The sequence below is a fragment of the Priestia sp. FW507-14D1A genome (assembly GCF_058781295.1).
Genome location: NZ_JBYSWQ010000008.1, coordinates 124,453 through 143,919, shown reverse-complemented (window position 1 = coordinate 143,919; position 19,467 = coordinate 124,453). Strand labels below are relative to the sequence as shown.

Here is a 19,467-nt window from a genome sequence, read left to right as displayed (position 1 = left end):
GTGACAACATGTCATATTCATATAAACAAGCTGGAGTTGACTTAGAAGCAGGATATGAAGCTGTTTCACGTATTAAAAAGCACGTAGAACGCACTGCTCGTGCAGGTATTATGGGAACAGTCGGCGGCTTTGGCGGAATGTTCGATTTATCTACATTGAATTTAAAAGAGCCTGTTCTTGTTTCTGGTACAGATGGAGTAGGAACAAAATTGAAACTTGCTTTTCAAATGGATAAGCATGACACAATCGGTGTGGATGCAGTGGCCATGTGTGTAAACGACGTTTTAGCACAAGGAGCAGAGCCACTTTACTTCTTAGATTATATTGCTTGCGGGAAAGCAGTTCCTGAAAAAATTGAATCGATTGTAAAAGGAATTGCAGACGGCTGTGAACAATCTAACTGTGCGTTAATTGGCGGAGAAACAGCTGAAATGCCAGGTTTATACGAAGAAGATGAATATGATCTTGCAGGGTTTACAGTAGGAGCAGTAGAAAAGTCAGAAATTATTACTGGAGATGAGATTAAAGCTGGACAGCTGTTGATCGGTATTTCATCTAGCGGTATTCACAGCAACGGCTACTCTCTTGTACGTAAAATCGTTGATGATCAAGGATTAAATCTTCAAGAAACTTACGCTGGTTTTAACGAAAAGCTTGGAGTTGAGTTATTAACGCCAACAAAAATATACGTGAAGCCGGTCCTAAAAGCATTACATGCAGCTAAGATTGCAGGTATGGCTCATATTACTGGAGGCGGGTTTGTTGAAAATATCCCTCGTATGCTTCCTGAAGGTTTAGGTGTAGAAATCGATTACGGTTCTTGGCCAATTCCATACGTGTTTGATTTCCTTGAAGAGCAAGGCAAGCTAGACCGTAAAGAAATGTTCGAAGTATTCAACATGGGAATCGGATTTGTTTTAGCTGTTGAACCTGAAGATATGAATAAAGTCATTGAAGCAATTGAAAACGAAGGCGAAAAAGCATTTGTTATCGGACGTGTAAAAGAAGGAACAGGTGTTGAATTTGCTGGAGGGACGTTTGCATGATAAATATTGCAGTGTTTGCTTCTGGAAACGGCAGTAACTTTCAATCCATCTACGAAGCAACTCAGTCAGGTCGATTAAAAGCAAATATTGCGCTTGTTGTTTGCAATAAACCCGATGCATACGTAATTGAACGAGCAAAAGCATGTGGAATACCATGCTTTGTTTGTTCGCCTAAAAACTATGAAAATAAAGAAGCGTATGAAGCAGCAATTCTTGCAGAGCTCACATCAGCTAAAGTAGAATTTCTTGTTTTAGCAGGATATATGCGATTAGTTGGTTCGACGTTGCTTAAGCCATACAAAAATCGTATTGTTAATATTCATCCGTCGCTTTTACCTGCATTTCCTGGGATTGATGCTATTGGTCAAGCTTTTGATGCAGGAGTAAAAGTGATTGGAATTACCGTGCATTTTGTAGATGAAGGAATGGATACAGGACCAATTATTGATCAGCAGGCTATTCGCATTGAAAAAGGCGATACAAGAGAAACCGTTGAGGCCCGCATTCATGAAATTGAACATCAATTTTATCCCGCGGTACTAAATGAATTATTTGAACAAGCCGCAGTTAAATAAATAGGATGTAACCTTGTCAAAAAAGTTTTAATCCTTTACTATGGTAGAGTAGTAGTGAAAGAAAGATTTTAAATGAGAGATCGGATCAGGAGGAGTTTACAAAATGACAGCAAAACGCGCACTTATTAGCGTATCTGATAAAGAAGGTATTGTTTCATTTGCACAAGAATTAAAGGACTTAGGAGTAGAAATTATTTCAACTGGCGGTACAAAACGTACGCTAGAAGAAAACGGCATTGACGTTATCGGAATTTCTGAAGTAACTGATTTTCCAGAAATTTTAGACGGTCGTTTAAAAACATTGCATCCTAACGTTCACGGTGCTTTATTAGCGTTACGCGATAATGAAGAGCATCAAGCACAAATGAAAGAGCATAATATCTCGCCAATCGACTTTGTAGTTGTAAACTTATATCCATTTAAAAAGACAATTGAAAAAGAGGATGTAACGCTTGCTGAAGCGATTGAGAATATTGACATCGGTGGACCTACAATGCTTCGTTCAGCTGCGAAAAACTATCGTTCTGTCTCAGTTGTAGTAGATCCAAGCGATTACGCAACCGTAGTAGAAGAGTTAAAAGCTGATGGCAATGTTTCATTTGAAACTAATCAACGATTAGCAGCAAAAGTATTCCGTCACACGGCAGCTTATGATGCATTAATCGCTGAATACTTAACAAACATTACAGGTGAAACAACTCCTGAGAAATTAACAGTAACGTATGAGCGTGTTCAAGGCTTACGATACGGAGAAAATCCGCACCAACAAGCTTCTTTCTATAAAAAGCCGTTAACACAAAAAGGTTCTATTGCAACAGCTACGCAGCTCCATGGAAAAGAGTTATCATACAATAATATCAACGATGCAAATGCAGCTCTTCAAATCGTAAAAGAATTCAAAGAGCCGGCTATCGTAGCGATCAAACATATGAATCCTTGCGGTGTAGGTGTGGGTGAAACAATTGCTCAAGCTTATCAAAAAGCATACGAAGCAGATCCTACATCTATCTTTGGCGGTATCGTAGCAGCTAACCGTCCTATCGACCGTGAAACGGCTATTCAGTTAAAAGAAATTTTCTTAGAAATCATCATTGCTCCTGCGTTCGATCAAGAAGCATTAGATGTATTAACAGCTAAGAAAAACCTTCGTTTACTAACGATCGAACTTGATGAAAAGGCAGAAAAAGAAGCTTTCTTAACATCTGTAAAAGGCGGCGTGCTTGTTCAGGATGAAGATGTATTCGGATTTGATGATGCAACGATTACTGTTCCAACGAAACGTGAGCCAACAGAAAAAGAGTGGGCAGATTTAAAATTAGCATGGAAAGTTGTTAAAAATGTTAAGTCTAATGCTATTGTACTTGCAAAAGATGACATGACAATTGGCGTAGGAGCGGGTCAAATGAATCGCGTAGGCGCTGCAAAAATTGCGATTGAACAAGCTGGTGAAAAAGCACAAGGTTCAGCTTTAGGTTCAGATGCGTTCTTCCCAATGGGGGATACAGTAGAAGCAGCAGCTAAAGCAGGAATCACAGCTATTATTCAGCCAGGCGGATCAATTCGTGATGAAGAGTCAATTGCAAAAGCAGATGAATACGGCATTGCAATGGTATTTACAGGCGTAAGACATTTTAAACATTAATGAGGTGAAGAACGTGAATGTTTTAGTTATTGGAAAAGGCGGAAGAGAGCATACAATTGCATGGAAAGCTTCAAAAAGTCCACTTGTTAACGAAGTGTTTGTAGCACCAGGAAATCCGGGCATGAGAGATGTGGCAACGATTGTACCAATCGATGAAAGCAGCCAAGAAGAGCTTGTGCTATTTGCAAAAGAAAACAAGATTGGATTAACAATTGTTGGACCAGAAAATCCGCTAATTGAAGGCATTGTTGATCGATTTGAACAAGAAGGTCTTCCAGTCTTTGGACCGCGCAAACAAGCAGCGATGATTGAAGGAAGCAAAAGCTTTGCAAAAGAGCTCATGAAAAAGTATGATATTCCAACCGCAGCGTATGAAACATTTACGTCTTACGAGGAAGCAAAAGCATATGTGGAAAAGCAAGGCGCTCCAATTGTTATTAAAGCAGACGGCTTAGCGGCTGGTAAAGGTGTAACTGTTGCTTTAACAGTGGAAGAAGCTGTAGATACATTACGTGATTTTCTAGTTGACCAAAAATTTGAAGAAGCAAGTGCAAAAGTAGTTGTAGAAGAATTTTTGGATGGTGAAGAATTTTCATTAATGGCATTTGTACGCGGTACAAATGTATATCCAATGGTAATTGCACAAGATCATAAGCGTGCTTTTGACGGCGATCAAGGTCCGAACACAGGAGGCATGGGAGCTTACTCTCCTGTTCCGCAAATCAGTGATGCAGAAGTACAAGAGGCTGTAGAAAACATCTTACTTCCAATGGCTAAAGGATTAGCTGAAGAAGGCTGTGAGTATACAGGAATTCTATATGCTGGTCTGATTCAAACACAAAAAGGACCAAAAGTTATTGAATTTAATGCGCGTTTTGGAGATCCTGAAACACAGGTCGTACTGCCGCGTATGAAAAGCGATTTAGTCGACGTGCTTCTTCGCATTTTGAAAGAAGAAAAAGTAGAAATTGAATGGGATGATGAAGCGGCTATCGGAATCGTATTAGCAGCAGCAGGCTACCCAGAAGATTATCAAAAGGGTGCGCCAATTAACGGTTTGGATGCGATTAGTGAAGACGCGCTTGTTTTCCACGCTGGTACAGCTTTAGAAAACGACACATACGTTTCAAACGGCGGCCGTGTTCTATTAGTAGGTGCTAAAGGAGCAACTCTTCAAGAAGCGCAGCAAGAAGTATACAAGCAAATGGCTCATATCGATGTAGAAAAAGGCTTTTTCTATCGCAAAGACATCGGTCATCGTGCATTAACAAAAGCAGCTTTAAAATAAAAAAGGAGAGCCCAGGCTCTCCTTTTTACCTTATGAAGGATTATAGGTTTCTTCATTTCCATTTGGATGGTGTTCATGTTCATCATGTTTTTGACATGAATCATATGCGTACGTAAGGGGGCAAAAACGCGTGATGCCTTCTGCAACTTTTAAAGCTCCCATTAACCCTAAGAAGATGTATGAATCTTTGTACGGTCTGCGAGATAAACGAGATGTTGTCCAAGAAAGAAGGGTAAAGCCCAGTGTAAGTCGAATTAATGCGTTAACAATACCGATATTTGGTTTCATGTTTTATCACCTTTATTCATAAAATTAATAACAGTTTCTGAATGCGTTTACATCACGGATGTGTTACGATAAAAATACATAGTAAATTAGGGGGAATTTAGCATGCCGGAACAAAGATACCGCTGGAAAAGCAAACATATTAGACAGCAGCTCTTAGTATTAAACGGTCAAAAAGCACCAACTATTGTCTTAAAAGATGCAACATATTTGAACGCTCGAATGAAGCAGTGGAAAAAAGCACATATTTGGGTTTACCAAGATCGTATTGTATACGTTGGCTCAGAGATGCCTAAGCACACAGACGCTTCTACAGAGATTATAGACTGCAGTGATAAATATGTGGTTCCTGGGTATATTGAGCCGCATGTTCACCCGTTTCAGTTATATAATCCCCAGACTTTTTCCCAATATGCAGCCAAGCATGGAACAACGACTTTATTTAATGATAATTTAATTCTCGCTTTACAGCTTGAACAAAAAACGGCATTTTCATTGATTGAAGAAATGAAAACGTTACCACAATCGCTGTACTGGTGGTGCAGATTTGATTCCCAGACGGAAATTGATGAAGAGGCTGACATCTTCTCACACACGAACATTACTTCTTGGCTACAAAATGAAGCTGTCTTACAAGGAGGCGAACTGACAAGTTGGCCGAAGCTTTTAGACGGAGATGATTTAATGCTTCACTGGGTTCAAGAGACAAAAAGGATGAGAAAGCACATTGAAGGACATTTCCCGGGGGCATCAGCATTTACCTTGGCAAAAATGAAATTGCTCGGAGCAGACAGCGATCATGAGTCTATGACGGGGGAAGATGTTGTTGCTCGGTTAACACAAGGTTATGACGTTGCTTTGCGCCACTCTTCAATTCGGCCGGATTTGCCAAAATTGCTTCAGGAGTTAAAAGAGCTGCAGGTAGATTATTTTGACCATATTACGATGAATACAGACGGTTCTCCGCCTTCTTTTTACCAAAATGGCGTGTCAGATATGTTAATTACATTAGCTATTTCAGAAGGGGTTCCCCTGTTAGATGCTTATAATATGGTGTCTGTAAATATTGCTCGCTATTATAACATGGAACATTTGCACGGGCATGTAGCAACAGGCTGTGTGGCTAATATTAATATTTTAGAAGATCCTATGCGGCCTACTCCAGTCTCTGTGCTAGCAAAAGGAAAGTGGATGAAAAAAGAAGGCAAAGAACAAGCATTAGCCTCAGCAGAATTTCCTTGGGAAAAGTTTGGTTTTTCACCGTTAAAGTTGGACTTTGATTTAACGATGGACGATTTTCAATTTTCAATGCCAGTAGGGGTAAAAATGAAAAATGCTGTTATTATGGAGCCGTATTCAATTCACTTGAATGTGAGCGGAGATGTATTAGCCTCTGATCATGATGAAAGTTTTTTAGTGCTGGTGGACCGAGAAGGCAAGTGGCGGATCAATACCCTGTTAAAAGGATTTGCGACAAATGTATCGGGACTGGCGAGTTCATTTTCAAATACAGGTGATTTTATTTTAATTGGAAAATCGAAAAAAGATATGATGTGTGCATTTAAACGTATGAAAGAAATTGGAGGGGGTATTGTCATTGCCGAAGATGAGAAAGTAGTATACGAACTGGATCTTCCGTTAAAAGGAGTCATGTCGAATCTGCCGATGGAGGAATTAAGTAAACGAGAGGTAGAACTCAAGAAAGTGCTGTGTGAGCGAGGATACAAACACGATGATCCTGTCTATTCACTGCTGTTCTTTTCGTCTACACATTTGCCTTATATTCGTATCACGCCAGTAGGAATTTATGATGTTATGAATAAAAAAGTACTTTTTCCGTCTATAATGCGTTAAAATATAAAAGTATCAAAGGAATTTGAAATTTGTATGAAATTGGCTGTCTTCATACAGAATGAATGTATGTGCAAATAAATATAGAAACTGTATTTTATAGATAGAAACAACCAGTAAAGAAAGCCAATGATAAAGGAGTTCGATACGATGCAAATCAACAAACTACGAGGAAAAGAATTAGATCAGCTATTTCAAGCGATTTTATCATTAGAAAACATTGAAGAATGCTATCAATTTTTTGATGACCTATGTACAGTTAATGAAATTCAATCATTAGCACAGCGCTTAGAAGTGGCAAGAATGCTGAGAGAAGGCAACACGTACCATAAAATTGAGACGGAAACTGGAGCAAGCACAGCGACTATTTCCCGTGTTAAACGCTGCTTGAATTATGGAAGCGATGCGTATCAAATGGTGTTAGAACGCCTTCAAGAAGATTCAAATCAAAAGTAAAGCGTATGGCTGAAGCAGCCATACGCTTATTTTTAAATTAAAACTGAGTTGCTTCTTCAATGATATTTTTAAGGTCGCTAATTGCTACACGTTTTTGTTCCATTGTGTCGCGGTTACGGATTGTTACTTGATTGTCTTCTAATGAATCGAAGTCGAATGTAATACAGAACGGCGTACCGATTTCATCATGGCGACGGTAACGTTTACCGATTGAACCAGCATCATCATAGTCAATCATAAAGTATTTTGCTAAATCTTCAAAGACAGCGCGAGCTTCATTAGAAAGCTTTTTAGAAAGTGGTAATACAGCAGCTTTAAATGGTGCTAAAGCAGGGTGAAGCTGCATAACTGTACGAGAAGATCCATCTTCTAACGTTTCTTCTTCATATGCATCAATCATATAAGCTAATGTTACACGGTCAGCACCTAAAGAAGGCTCGATGCAGTAAGGTACATAGCGTTCGTTTGTTTCTTGATCAACATATTGGAAGTCTTCTCCAGAGTGTTCCATGTGCTGTTTTAAGTCATAGTCTGTACGAGAAGCTACGCCCCATAGTTCGCCCCAGCCGAATGGGAACTTGTATTCAAAGTCTGTTGTTGCATTACTGTAGTGAGAAAGTTCATCATCATCATGGTCGCGAAGACGAACGTTTTCTTCTTTCATACCAAGAGAAAGAAGCCATTTGTTACATGTTTCTTTCCAGTAGTTAAACCACTCTAATTCAGTGCCTGGTTTACAGAAGAATTCAAGTTCCATTTGTTCAAATTCACGAGTACGGAATGTGAAGTTACCAGGTGTAATTTCGTTACGGAAGCTTTTACCCACTTGGCCGATACCGAACGGAAGCTTTTTACGCATTGAGCGCTGAACGTTTTTAAAGTTTACGAAAATACCTTGAGCTGTTTCAGGACGAAGGTAAATTTCATTTGTTGATGTTTCAGTAACACCTTGGTGCGTTTTGAACATTAAGTTAAATTGACGAATTTCAGTGAAGTTAGCTGAACCACACTCAGGACATGTAATTTCATGTTCTTTAATTAAGTCAGCCATTGCATCGAATGAAAGGCCGTCTACGATCATTTCAATGCCTTTTTCTTGAAGTTTTTCTTCAATTAATTTATCGGCACGATGACGGGCTTTACAATCCTTACAGTCGATCATTGGGTCATTAAAGTTTCCTAAGTGACCAGAAGCTTCCCATGTTTTTGGATTCATTAAAATCGCAGCGTCTAAACCAACGTTGTATGGAGATTCTTGAATGAATTTTTTCCACCATGCTTTTTTAATATTGTTTTTTAATTCTACGCCAAGCGGGCCGTAATCCCATGTATTTGCAAGACCGCCGTAAATTTCAGATCCTTGAAATACAAAGCCGCGGTGTTTAGCGTGAGATACGATTTGATCCATTGTTTTTGACATTCTAATTCCTCCTGTAAATGGTAGTGATTCAAGTGAAACAAAAAGAGCGGGTACAAAAAAACTCTCGTCCCTGGGCATATCAACAATATGCCCAGGGACGAGAGTTTTTCCCGCGGTTCCACCCTGGTTGATACAAAATGTATCCACCTTCGTCTGTATATACTCCAGATTGCCTTTTCCTTAAACCATTCTCTAGGCTCCCACCGTCCCTAGTTCGCTTTGTGAAGAGGATTTAAGTACTATTGATCCTTCAGCGTATATCATATGAATTTTAGTAGCTATATATTAGCATATCCTATGCAGAGAAACAATAACCTTGTGCAAAATGGGCTTTTTTTGTGATGTTTTCTTCCGGATTTGAGGGTGAAACCATATCTTTTGTACATATTTTTTGAAAACAAAAAACGTGATGAAAAGTTCGGTTTTCCTTTCATTTCACCCTCTTAGTTTTGTTATAATGAACAAATGGACGAGCGCGAACTTTTAAGTGTAAAGAAATGGAGGAACATATATGTATGATATTAAAGAGTGGAGACATGTCTTTAAATTAGATCCTAATAAAGAGATTTCAGATGCAGATTTGGAGAAAATTTGCGAATCCGGCACGGATGCGGTTCTTGTCGGAGGATCTGATGGAGTGACTCTAGACAATGTACTGCAGCTGTTAATGCGTATTCGCCGCTACACGGTGCCGTGTGCGCTTGAAGTATCAACAATTGACTCTGTAACACCTGGGTTTGATTCTTATTTTATTCCGACCGTTTTAAACAGCAAGGATCCAAAGTGGATTGTTGATTTACATCACGCGGCGATGAAGGAATACGGAGAGATCATGGACTGGGATGAAATTTTTGTAGAAGGATACTGCGTACTTAACCCCGAAGCAAAAGTAGCTGCGCTAACGGAAGCGAAAACAGATTTGGATGCAGAAGACGTTGTAGCGTATGCTCGTATGGCTGAACGCATGTTTCATTTGCCCGTTTTCTATCTAGAATACAGCGGAACGTATGGAGATCCTGAATTAGTGGCAGAAGTGAAAAATTCGCTAAATGAGACGAAGTTATTTTACGGCGGAGGTATTGAGACAAAAGAGCAAGCGAGTGAGATGGGAGAGCTAGCCGATACGGTTATTGTAGGAAATGTTATTTATACAAATTTATCGGAAGCGTTAAAAACTGTAAAAGCAGTAAAAAAGAATATTGCACAGTGAAAAATAAATAAAGTAGAATAGAGAATATATGTTCGATATAGGCGGTGAAAACGTGAATTTTTTAAGTGAAAAATTATTAACAGGATTAAACCCTCAGCAACAAGAGGCAGTTAAAACAACAGACGGACCACTATTACTTATGGCCGGTGCAGGAAGTGGGAAAACACGTGTATTAACGCATCGAATTGCGTTTTTAATGGCAGAAAAAGAAGTTGCACCTTGGAATATTTTAGCTATTACCTTCACGAACAAAGCAGCTCGTGAAATGAGAGAGCGTGTGGCAAGTATCGTTGGCGGAGTGGCAGAAGATATCTGGATTTCAACGTTCCACTCGATGTGCGTGCGTATTTTACGAAGAGATATTGATCGTATTGGCTTTAATCGTAACTTTACCATTTTAGATTCAACGGATCAGCTGTCTGTTATTAAAAATATTTTAAAAGATCAAAACATCGATCCGAAAAAATTCGATCCGCGCTCGTTATTAGGAAGCATTAGTTCAGCTAAAAATGAACTGAAAGTAGCGGAAGAATTTGATAAAACAGCAGCGGGACCGTATGAAGAAGTTGTAAGCAAAGTCTACAAAGAGTATGAAAAGCGTTTAAAGAAAAACCAAGCGCTCGATTTTGATGATTTGATTATGACAACGATTCAGTTATTTAAACGAGTTCCTGAAGTGTTAACGTACTATCAGCGCAAGTTTCAATATATTCATGTGGACGAGTATCAAGATACAAACCATGCACAATATATGCTGGTTCGCTTGCTAGCCGCACGATTTGAAAATGTATGCGTAGTAGGGGATTCAGATCAGTCTATTTACCGCTGGCGCGGGGCTGATATTACAAATATCTTGTCATTTGAAAAAGATTACCCAAAAGCCAAAACCATTTTGCTTGAACAAAATTATCGTTCAACGAAAACGATTTTGGCTGCGGCAAACGGCGTCATTGCAAACAATATGAATCGTAAAGTGAAAAACTTATGGACGGAAAACGATGAAGGCCAGAAGATTTATCATTACCAAGCAATGAGTGAGCATGATGAGGCACAGTTTGTAGCACGTAAAATCAAAGAAGCAGTAGACAGCGGCAAACGTAAATATAGCGATTTTGCCATTTTGTATCGTACAAATGCACAGTCACGTGTAATGGAGGAAGTACTGCTAAAATCCAATATTAACTATACAATTGTCGGCGGGATTAAGTTCTACGACCGCAAAGAGATTAAAGATTTGCTTGCGTACTTGCGCTTAATTGCCAACCAAGATGATGACATTAGCTTAGCTCGTATTGTGAACGTTCCAAAACGCGGAGTTGGAGCTACTTCAGTCGATAAAGTAGCCAATTACGGAAACGTTCATGACATTTCTATTTTCAAAGCGCTTGATGAAGTAGAATTGATGGGGTTAACGGGTAAAGCAACAAAGGCACTTCGTGATTTCCAATCAATGATTTCAAACTTAGCTCAAATGCAAGACTATATGTCTGTAACAGAGCTTGTGGAACAAGTATTAGAAAGAACAGGGTACCGTGAAGCGCTTAAAGTAGAAAAAACAATTGAAGCACAAAGTCGCTTAGAGAATATTGATGAGTTTTTATCTGTTACAAAAACGTTTGAAGAAGCAAGCGAAGATAAGAGCTTAGTAGCATTTTTAACCGATTTAGCGCTTGTTGCTGACATCGATAAGCTTGACGACGAGGAAGAAGAAGAGAACGAACAAGTGATTCTGATGACGCTTCACTCAGCAAAAGGTCTAGAGTTCCCGGTTGTTTTCCTAATGGGTATGGAAGAAGGCGTATTCCCTCATAGCCGATCATTATTCGAAGATAATGAAATGGAAGAAGAGCGACGCTTAGCCTACGTAGGGATTACGCGTGCTGAACAAGAATTGTATTTATTAAATGCTCAAATGCGTACACTATTTGGTAAAACAAACGTTAATCCAAAATCGCGCTTCATTGGAGAAATCCCAAGCGAGCTTGTGGAATCTTTAAATGAAGCAATGCGCAAACCTGCTGCTGGTCGTTCAGGGGCTTCAGCTTCGCCTTTTGCAGCGCGCCGACAAGCGGCCGTGGCAAAAACGAAGCTTGTGTCAACAGGCAGTGAATCAATTGGATGGAGCGTTGGGGACAAGGCCGAGCATAAAAAATGGGGAATTGGTACAGTTGTAAGTGTAAAAGGAGAAGGAGATTCAAAAGAATTAGACATTGCTTTTCCTAGTCCTACAGGTGTAAAAAGACTGCTTGCTAAATTTGCCCCGGTTACGAAAGTGTAATCGTGAAAAGGAGCTAGAATATGGAGTTTGAGACAGCAAAATCACGCGTTCAAGAATTACGCGACTTATTAAATCAATATGGCTATGAATATTATGTGTTAGATCAGCCATCTGTTCCAGATGCAGAATACGATAAATTAATGAATGAGTTAATTGAGATAGAAGAATCATTTCCAGAGTTAAAAACAGCTGACTCACCTACTCAGCGCATCGGCGGCCAAGTGCTCGATGCGTTTGAGAAGGTTCAGCATCAAACGTCTATGCTAAGTTTGGGAAATGCATTTAATGAAGAAGACCTTCGGGATTTTGATCGCCGAGTGCGCCAAGCCGTTGGAGATGAGTTTTCTTATGTATGCGAACTTAAAATTGACGGCCTTGCTGTATCTCTTCGCTATGAAGATGGATACTTAGTGCTGGGAGCTACGCGCGGAGACGGTACAACTGGTGAAAATATTACGGAAAACTTAAAAACAATTCGCTCTATTCCACTGCGAATTAAAGAACCGTTATCAATGGAAGTTCGCGGAGAAGCATTTATGCCGAGGAAATCATTCGAAGCACTTAATGAAGCAAAAATGGAAAGAGATGAAGTTCCGTTTGCTAACCCCCGTAACGCAGCTGCTGGCTCACTGCGTCAGTTAGATCCTAAAATTGCGGCAAAACGTAATTTAGATATCTTTGTCTATGCCATGACTGATACAGGAGAATTAGAAATCGACTCTCATAGCGAAAGTTTGAATTTACTCGATGATCTTGGCTTTAAAACAAATAAAGAAAGACAGACGTGTGAAACCATTGATGATGTGATTGCTTATATCGAAAGCTGGCAAACGAAACGTCCAGAACTATCTTATGATATTGATGGCATTGTTGTAAAAGTAGATTCATTTGATCAGCAGGCTGAGCTTGGAACAACGGCCAAGAGTCCACGCTGGGCTATTGCTTATAAGTTTCCTGCTGAAGAAGTTGTAACCAAGCTTGTAAATATTGAGCTGACGGTAGGCCGAACAGGTGTCATTACGCCAACAGCTATTTTGGAGCCTGTTCAAGTAGCAGGTACGACGGTACAGCGTGCGTCTCTTCACAATGAAGATTTGATTCGTGAAAAAGACATTCGCATCGGGGATTATGTCGTAGTGAAAAAAGCAGGAGATATTATTCCTGAAGTAGTGAATGTGATTGAAGAGAAGCGAACGGGAGAAGAGCAAGAGTTTACGATGCCTACTCACTGCCCGGAATGTGAAAGTGAACTGGTGCGTTTAGAAGGAGAAGTTGCGCTTCGCTGCATTAATCCAAGCTGTCCTGCTCAAATTCGTGAAGGACTTATTCATTTCGTGTCCCGCAATGCGATGAACATTGATGGACTTGGTGAAAAAGTTATATCGCAATTATTTCGCGAACAGTTAATTAAAGACGTAGCGGATATTTATACGCTGACAAAACAGCAGTTAATCGAGCTTGAGCGCATGGGTGAGAAATCTGCGGATAATTTGATTGCAGCCATCGAAGCATCGAAAGAAAATTCGCTTGAGCGTTTGCTTTTTGGTTTGGGCATTCGCCATGTTGGAGCAAAAGCTGCAAAGACGTTAGCTCAGCACTTTGAAACCATAGACAAGTTAACAAAAGCAACGTATGATGAATTAGTGGCAATTAATGAAATTGGTGCCAAAATGGCTGATGCTATTGTCGCTTACTTTACACAAGAAGAGGTTCAAGAACTTATACATGAATTAAAAGAGTATGGAGTAAACCTTACATACAAAGGACCCAAGCTTGTAAGTGTAGAAAATGTAGATTCTGTTTTTGCTGGTAAAACCGTTGTATTAACAGGTAAGCTTGAACAGCTATCTCGCAATGAGGCAAAAGCACAAATTGAAGCACTTGGCGGTAAAGTCACAGGAAGCGTAAGTAAAAAGACAGACCTTGTTGTGGCAGGGGAAGAGGCTGGTTCCAAACTGATAAAAGCTAACGAGCTTGAAATTGAAGTATGGGATGAGGCAAGGCTACTTACGGAATTAAATAAATAAGAGGTGTGTGTAGTTGAAAAAGATATTGTTACTTTCTCTTGCGGTCATGCTTGTAACTTCAGCGTGTGCACCGAATCTTTCGGACGATAAAGAGACTGTTCAACAAACCAACAACAAGAAAGAAAAAGCAGTTATTCCGAAGTATAGTATTTCAGATGATTATTACCGAACAATTCTTCCATTTAAAGCGGGAGTGGCAAGAGGCTTAGTAGCAGCAAACTTAAACAACCGCTTGGATGCGCAAGAATTTGAAACAGGCTTAATGCGCTTATCGACAGATAGCTATTCTCCGAAAAAATATGTGTATCAAGAAGGCCAGTATCTTGATAAAGATACTATTCGCTCATGGTTAAGCCGTAAGCTGAGTGATAAACAGTTTAAAGATCTTCAAAGCAAAGCAAAAGATGATACGGCGAAAAAGAAGCTTAAAAACACTGGGTTAAACCCAATTGATACAGAAAAAGGCGATTTGAAAACTCGTAACGAAACAAGTCCAATGTACTTAGCGAACATTACTGAGCAAGATTACCTTATCCAAGACGGAGATGACAAGGTAAAACTTGGAGGCGTCACAATTGGCCTGGCGATGAATTCCGTTCATTATTATACGGAAGAAAATGGTTATGCTCGTGAAAAACAACTAACTGATAAAAATATTGAAGAGCAAGGCAAAAAGATGGCCGATGAAATTGTGCAGCGAATGCGTAATATCAAGGGCTTAGAAAACGTTCCAATTCGAGTAGCGCTATTTAAACAAAGTGCTAAGGCTTCTTTAACGCCAGGTAACTTTATGGCTGTCGGAAATGCAGGTTCAAATGATACGGCCGTTGGCAGCTGGGATAATTTAGACGAGAAATATTATTTATTCCCATCATCAGATGCAACAAAAGATCACCGAGATGATGCGATGAAATTTGATGAGTTTAAAGCTCAAATCGAAGACTATTTCCCGAACTTTACAAGCGTAGTAGGGAAAGGGTATTACAAAGATGGACAGCTTCAAAAAATGACGATTGATATTCCCGTACAATTTTATGGAAAAGGTGAAATTGTAGGATTTACTCAGTACGTTGCTGGTTTAATGCTTGATCATTTCCCTTCATATATGGAAACGAGTATCTCTATTAACTCAGTAAGCGGACCGGAAGCTCTCATTGTTAGAAAAGCAGATGAAGACAAGCCGTTCGTTCATATTTACGAAGAGTAAGCAAAAACAGACACTGCTCAAGCAGTGTCTGTTTTTAATTCTATGAAATTGCCTCCTATGAAGAAATGGCGTGAGAATTTTGTTTCGTAAACTTAGCAAGATAATAAGCAGCAAATGCAAATGCATCTTGTTCGGTTGTCCGCTCTTCATACGGGCGCTTTTTATCCAGCTCAAATTCTTTCTGATAATAAGGGATGTGATCTTGAATATAGTGGCGCAGCTCGTGAAAGATCGTTTCAATGAGCGGAAGATAGTCATCAAATTTAAAAATAAATATAATGCCTACTTCTCGCCAGTAAACGCCTGATGCAAACTGCAGGTACTCTGTTTCTTCTTCTCCAAGGGCAGAGACAATTTTATTGGCTTCGCACGAATCACAAAAAATGATAGGAATATGAAAGGCTTTATTTAAACAAGCAAAAACATCTTTTTGCAAGGTGGACAAATCCCACTTGAATTCTTCATCTAATACAAACCATCTTCCGCTTTGCTGATACACAGGGCGCTGGTGGATGACTGACTGTATAAGTATTTTATTCAATTTTTATAGCACCTCTTTTACGGTAAAGTAGTTATTCGTTTTCTTTACTTTCCCAAAGACTAGTGAAATTAAAACATAGTGGTGTGTTCATCTAAAGCATGTTTCTCTTTCTATCTATCTTTTCTAAAAAGAAGGTTATTTTATACCTATGCAAGAGAGAAATATTTTATGACGAAGGAAAAGTATGGAATGTTGTTTGAATGAAATAGATTTGGTATAAAATAGAAGTGATAAATGTAAGCCCTGTCTTGTCTGGCGGGGTTTTTAATATTTTAGGAACTAGTCTCAGAAATGTTGCCTGTTGCTAGTGAAGTTTGGTATTATCAGTATATTGTAGTGGGACGAATATTCGGAGGTGAAGGAACATGTCAAGAATTTCTGTTGATCAAGTAAAACACGTTGCAAACTTAGCGAGACTTGCGGTGACGGATGACGAAGCAGAACTATTTACAAAACAATTAGATGCTATTATTACATATGCAGAACAATTAGATGAGTTAGATACTACAAATGTAAAACCAACTTCTCACGTATTGGATATGAAAAACGTAATGCGTGAAGATAAGCCAGCTAAAGGTTTACCAATTGAAGACGTAGTAAAAAATGCGCCAGACCACAAGGATGGCTACATTCGAGTACCAACTATTTTAGAATAAGGAAGGAGGCTTTACGATGTCTTTATTCGATCGTAAACTTTCAGAACTACATAGCCTTTTACACAAGAAAGAAGTACGTGTACAAGATTTAGTAGACGAATCATACAAACGTATTAATGAAGTAGATGATAAAGTAGGTGCGTTCTTAGCGCTTAATGAAGACAATGCTCGTGCTTATGCAAAAGAGCTTGATGAAGCATTACAAACAAAAGATGAATTTGGCCTATTATTTGGTATGCCAATCGGTGTAAAAGATAATATTGTCACAAAAGATTTACGTACAACTTGCTCTAGTAAAATTCTAGCAAACTTTGATCCGATTTATGATGCAACAGTTGTTCAAAAATTACAGGCAGCTGAAGCGGTAACAATCGGTAAATTAAATATGGATGAATTCGCAATGGGTTCTTCAACTGAAAACTCAGGTCTTCAGTTAACGCGCAATCCATGGAATTTAGATTACGTACCAGGTGGATCTAGCGGTGGTTCAGCTGCAGCTGTGGCAGCAGGCGAAGTTCCGTTTTCTTTAGGTTCTGATACAGGTGGTTCAATTCGTCAGCCAGCTGCTTATTGCGGTGTTGTCGGATTAAAACCAACGTATGGTCGCGTATCTCGTTACGGATTAGTGGCATTTGCATCTTCTTTAGATCAAATCGGACCAATCACAAATTCTGTTGAAGATAATGCATACTTACTTCAAGCAATTTCAGGCGTAGACCCAATGGATTCTACTTCTGCTAATGTTGATGTACCGGATTATGTATCTGCTTTAACAGGTGACGTAAAAGGTCTTAAAATTGCTGTTCCAAAAGAATACTTAGGCGAAGGTGTAGGCGAAGAAGCTCGCCAGTCTGTTTTAGATGCACTAAAAGTGTTAGAAGGACTAGGCGCAACTTGGGAAGAAGTATCGCTTCCACACTCTAAATACGCATTAGCTACGTATTATCTATTATCTTCTTCTGAAGCGTCTGCTAACTTATCTCGTTTTGACGGCGTTCGCTACGGATATCGTACAGATAATGCTGAGAACTTAATCGAAATGTACAAGCAGTCTCGAAGCGAAGGCTTTGGAAACGAAGTAAAACGCCGTATCATGCTTGGAACATTTGCGTTAAGCTCTGGTTATTATGATGCTTACTACAAAAAAGCACAGCAAGTACGTACGTTAATCAAGCAAGACTTTGAGTCTGTATTTGAAAACTATGACGTTATCATTGGACCAACTACACCAACTCCATCATTTAAAATTGGTGAGAAAACAGACGATCCATTAACAATGTATGCAAACGATATTTTAACAATCCCAGTAAACCTTGCTGGAGTACCTGGTATTTCTGTGCCTTGCGGCTTATCAAATGGATTGCCATTAGGGTTACAAATTATCGGTAAGCATTTCGACGAAAGCACAATCTATCGTGTTGCTCATGCATTCGAACAAGCAACTGAGCATCATAAAGCGAAACCAGCACTGTAAGGGGTGAGATAAAGATGAACTTTGAAACGATTATTGGTCTTGAAGTACACGTTGAGCTTAAGACAAAATCTAAAATTTTCTCAGCAAGTCCAAACGCATTTGGTGCGGCTCCAAATGCTAACACAAGTGTAATTGACTTAGGTTATCCTGGCGTATTACCCGTGTTAAACAAAGAAGCAGTTGATTTTGCAATGAAAGCAGCACTTGCGCTAAACTGTGAAATCGCAACAGATACAAAGTTTGATCGTAAAAACTATTTCTATCCGGATAACCCAAAAGCTTATCAAATCTCTCAATTTGATAAACCAATTGGCGAGAACGGCTGGATTGAAGTAGAAGTTAAAGGTGAAACGAAGCGTATTCGTATCAACCGACTTCATTTAGAAGAAGATGCTGGTAAGTTAACGCATACAGGCGATGGCTATTCACTAGTAGACTTCAATCGTCAAGGTACACCTCTAATTGAGATTGTATCAGAAGCAGATATGCGTTCTCCTGAAGAAGCATATGCTTATTTAGAAAAATTAAAATCAATTATTCAATATACAGGCGTATCTGATTGTAAAATGGAAGAAGGTTCACTTCGCTGTGATGCCAATATTTCTTTACGTCCAGTTGGACAAGAAGAATTCGGTACAAAAGCTGAGTTAAAGAACTTAAACTCATTTAACTATGTGCGCCGCGGTCTTGAACACGAAGAAATTCGTCAAGAAAAAGTGTTATTGTCTGGTGGCTTAATCGAGCAGGAAACACGCCGTTTTGATGAGTCTACAGGTGAAACAATTCTGATGCGTGTAAAAGAAGGATCTGACGACTACCGCTACTTCCCAGAGCCTGATTTATTAGAATTACACATCGACGAAGAGTGGAAAGAACGCGTTCGTGCTTCGATTCCTGAACTTCCAGATGCTCGTAAAAAGCGCTATGTAGAAGAGCTTGGCTTACCTGCTTATGATGCAATGGTATTAACGCTAACAAAAGAAATGTCTGATTTCTTTGAAGCAACACTTGCTGCAGGCGGAGACGCGAAGCTATCTTCTAACTGGTTAATGGGTGAAGTTTCTGCTTACTTAAACTCAAACCAAAAAGAACTTTCAGATGTAGCTTTAACACCTGAAGGCCTAGCTGGTATGATTCAATTAATTCAAGAAGGTACGATTTCGTCTAAAATTGCGAAAAAAGTATTCAAAGAATTAATTGAAAATGGCGGAGATGCAAAGAAAATTGTAAAAGAAAAAGGTCTTGTACAAATTTCTGATGATGCAACTTTACGCAAATTCGTAACAGATGCATTAGATGCAAACCCTCAATCTATTGAAGATTTCAAAAACGGTAAGGATCGTGCCATTGGCTTCTTAGTTGGTCAAATTATGAAAGCTTCAAAAGGCCAAGCGAACCCACCGATGGTTAATAAAATTCTTTTAGAAGAAATTAATAAACGCTAAATTTGATAACTAAATGTGAGGTGGGTTTCCATCTCACATTTATTATGAGTAAGGGCGATCGCGCTG

Annotated in this window: 16 protein-coding genes; 13 read left to right on the top strand and 3 right to left on the bottom strand. The window is 39.3% G+C overall.

Annotated elements, in window-relative coordinates:
- Positions 1-8: 8 nt before the first annotated feature.
- The 4 genes from purM to purD all read left to right on the top strand — a co-directional run bounded on the left by purM (position 9) and on the right by purD (position 4,551).
- A complete protein-coding gene (gene purM, locus AC3WJG_RS23240; protein ID WP_013081441.1) occupies positions 9-1,046 on the top strand; it encodes a phosphoribosylformylglycinamidine cyclo-ligase in 1,038 nt (345 codons plus the stop codon).
- A complete protein-coding gene (purN, locus tag AC3WJG_RS23235; RefSeq protein ID WP_014461934.1) occupies positions 1,043-1,621 on the top strand; it encodes a phosphoribosylglycinamide formyltransferase in 579 nt (192 codons plus the stop codon). Before purM ends, purN begins: the two co-directional genes overlap by 4 nt.
- Positions 1,622-1,724: 103 nt before the next feature.
- Entirely contained in the window at positions 1,725-3,263 is a 1,539-nt protein-coding gene (purH, locus tag AC3WJG_RS23230; RefSeq protein WP_013081443.1) for a bifunctional phosphoribosylaminoimidazolecarboxamide formyltransferase/IMP cyclohydrolase, read from the top strand.
- A 13-nt stretch (positions 3,264-3,276) separates the two neighbouring features.
- Complete coding sequence (gene purD, locus AC3WJG_RS23225) at positions 3,277-4,551, top strand: phosphoribosylamine--glycine ligase (protein WP_102813407.1); 1,275 nt, start codon at positions 3,277-3,279, stop codon at positions 4,549-4,551.
- Between the two features lie 30 nt (positions 4,552-4,581).
- On the opposite strand, the gene AC3WJG_RS23220 is transcribed toward purD, so the two are convergent.
- A complete protein-coding gene (locus tag AC3WJG_RS23220; RefSeq protein ID WP_016762773.1) occupies positions 4,582-4,839 on the bottom strand; it encodes a YgaP family membrane protein in 258 nt (85 codons plus the stop codon).
- Positions 4,840-4,941: 102 nt separating this feature from the next.
- Between AC3WJG_RS23220 and AC3WJG_RS23215 the strand changes: the two genes are divergently transcribed.
- Together AC3WJG_RS23215 and AC3WJG_RS23210 are read left to right on the top strand one after the other, a co-directional pair.
- The gene (locus AC3WJG_RS23215) at positions 4,942-6,690 is read left to right on the top strand and encodes an adenine deaminase C-terminal domain-containing protein (RefSeq protein WP_337134552.1); all 1,749 of its coding nucleotides are present in this window, start codon (positions 4,942-4,944) and stop codon (positions 6,688-6,690) included.
- A 147-nt stretch (positions 6,691-6,837) separates the two neighbouring features.
- Positions 6,838-7,143, top strand: coding sequence for a YerC/YecD family TrpR-related protein (locus AC3WJG_RS23210; RefSeq protein WP_013055048.1), 306 nt, complete (start codon positions 6,838-6,840; stop codon positions 7,141-7,143).
- 37 nt (positions 7,144-7,180) lie between these two features.
- Here AC3WJG_RS23210 and AC3WJG_RS23205 read toward each other — a convergent pair whose 3' ends face one another.
- A complete protein-coding gene (locus AC3WJG_RS23205) occupies positions 7,181-8,563 on the bottom strand; it encodes a glycine--tRNA ligase (protein ID WP_013055049.1) in 1,383 nt (460 codons plus the stop codon).
- Positions 8,564-9,074: 511 nt separating this feature from the next.
- On the opposite strand from AC3WJG_RS23205, the gene pcrB reads away from it, so the two are divergent.
- Genes pcrB through AC3WJG_RS23185 form a run of 4 tightly spaced genes read left to right on the top strand, consistent with a single transcriptional unit; the run spans position 9,075 to position 15,285 of the window.
- Positions 9,075-9,773 carry a heptaprenylglyceryl phosphate synthase gene (gene pcrB, locus AC3WJG_RS23200; protein ID WP_016762776.1) on the top strand — a complete coding sequence of 233 codons (699 nt, stop codon included), beginning with the start codon at positions 9,075-9,077 and terminating at the stop codon, positions 9,771-9,773.
- A gap of 52 nt (positions 9,774-9,825) precedes the next feature.
- Positions 9,826-12,051 (top strand): DNA helicase PcrA, encoded by a 2,226-nt coding sequence (gene pcrA / locus AC3WJG_RS23195; RefSeq protein WP_013055051.1) that lies wholly within the window; start codon positions 9,826-9,828, stop codon positions 12,049-12,051.
- Between the two features lie 20 nt (positions 12,052-12,071).
- Positions 12,072-14,078 (top strand): NAD-dependent DNA ligase LigA, encoded by a 2,007-nt coding sequence (ligA, locus tag AC3WJG_RS23190; protein WP_098966521.1) that lies wholly within the window; start codon positions 12,072-12,074, stop codon positions 14,076-14,078.
- Between the two features lie 13 nt (positions 14,079-14,091).
- On the top strand, positions 14,092-15,285 hold the full coding sequence (locus AC3WJG_RS23185) for a CamS family sex pheromone protein (protein WP_033580828.1): 1,194 nt from the start codon (positions 14,092-14,094) through the stop codon (positions 15,283-15,285).
- 55 nt (positions 15,286-15,340) lie between these two features.
- Here AC3WJG_RS23185 and AC3WJG_RS23180 read toward each other — a convergent pair whose 3' ends face one another.
- On the bottom strand, positions 15,341-15,826 hold the full coding sequence (locus tag AC3WJG_RS23180) for a DUF3920 family protein (protein ID WP_098248761.1): 486 nt from the start codon (positions 15,824-15,826) through the stop codon (positions 15,341-15,343).
- 365 nt (positions 15,827-16,191) lie between these two features.
- On the opposite strand from AC3WJG_RS23180, the gene gatC reads away from it, so the two are divergent.
- From gatC to gatB, 3 genes are read left to right on the top strand one after another with little or no spacing between them, the layout of a single operon-like run.
- A complete protein-coding gene (gene gatC / locus AC3WJG_RS23175; RefSeq protein ID WP_013055055.1) occupies positions 16,192-16,482 on the top strand; it encodes an Asp-tRNA(Asn)/Glu-tRNA(Gln) amidotransferase subunit GatC in 291 nt (96 codons plus the stop codon).
- A gap of 16 nt (positions 16,483-16,498) precedes the next feature.
- A complete protein-coding gene (gatA, locus tag AC3WJG_RS23170; RefSeq protein ID WP_013055056.1) occupies positions 16,499-17,956 on the top strand; it encodes an Asp-tRNA(Asn)/Glu-tRNA(Gln) amidotransferase subunit GatA in 1,458 nt (485 codons plus the stop codon).
- 14 nt (positions 17,957-17,970) lie between these two features.
- Complete coding sequence (gene gatB / locus AC3WJG_RS23165) at positions 17,971-19,401, top strand: Asp-tRNA(Asn)/Glu-tRNA(Gln) amidotransferase subunit GatB (RefSeq protein WP_013055057.1); 1,431 nt, start codon at positions 17,971-17,973, stop codon at positions 19,399-19,401.
- The last annotated feature ends 66 nt before the right edge of the window (positions 19,402-19,467 follow it).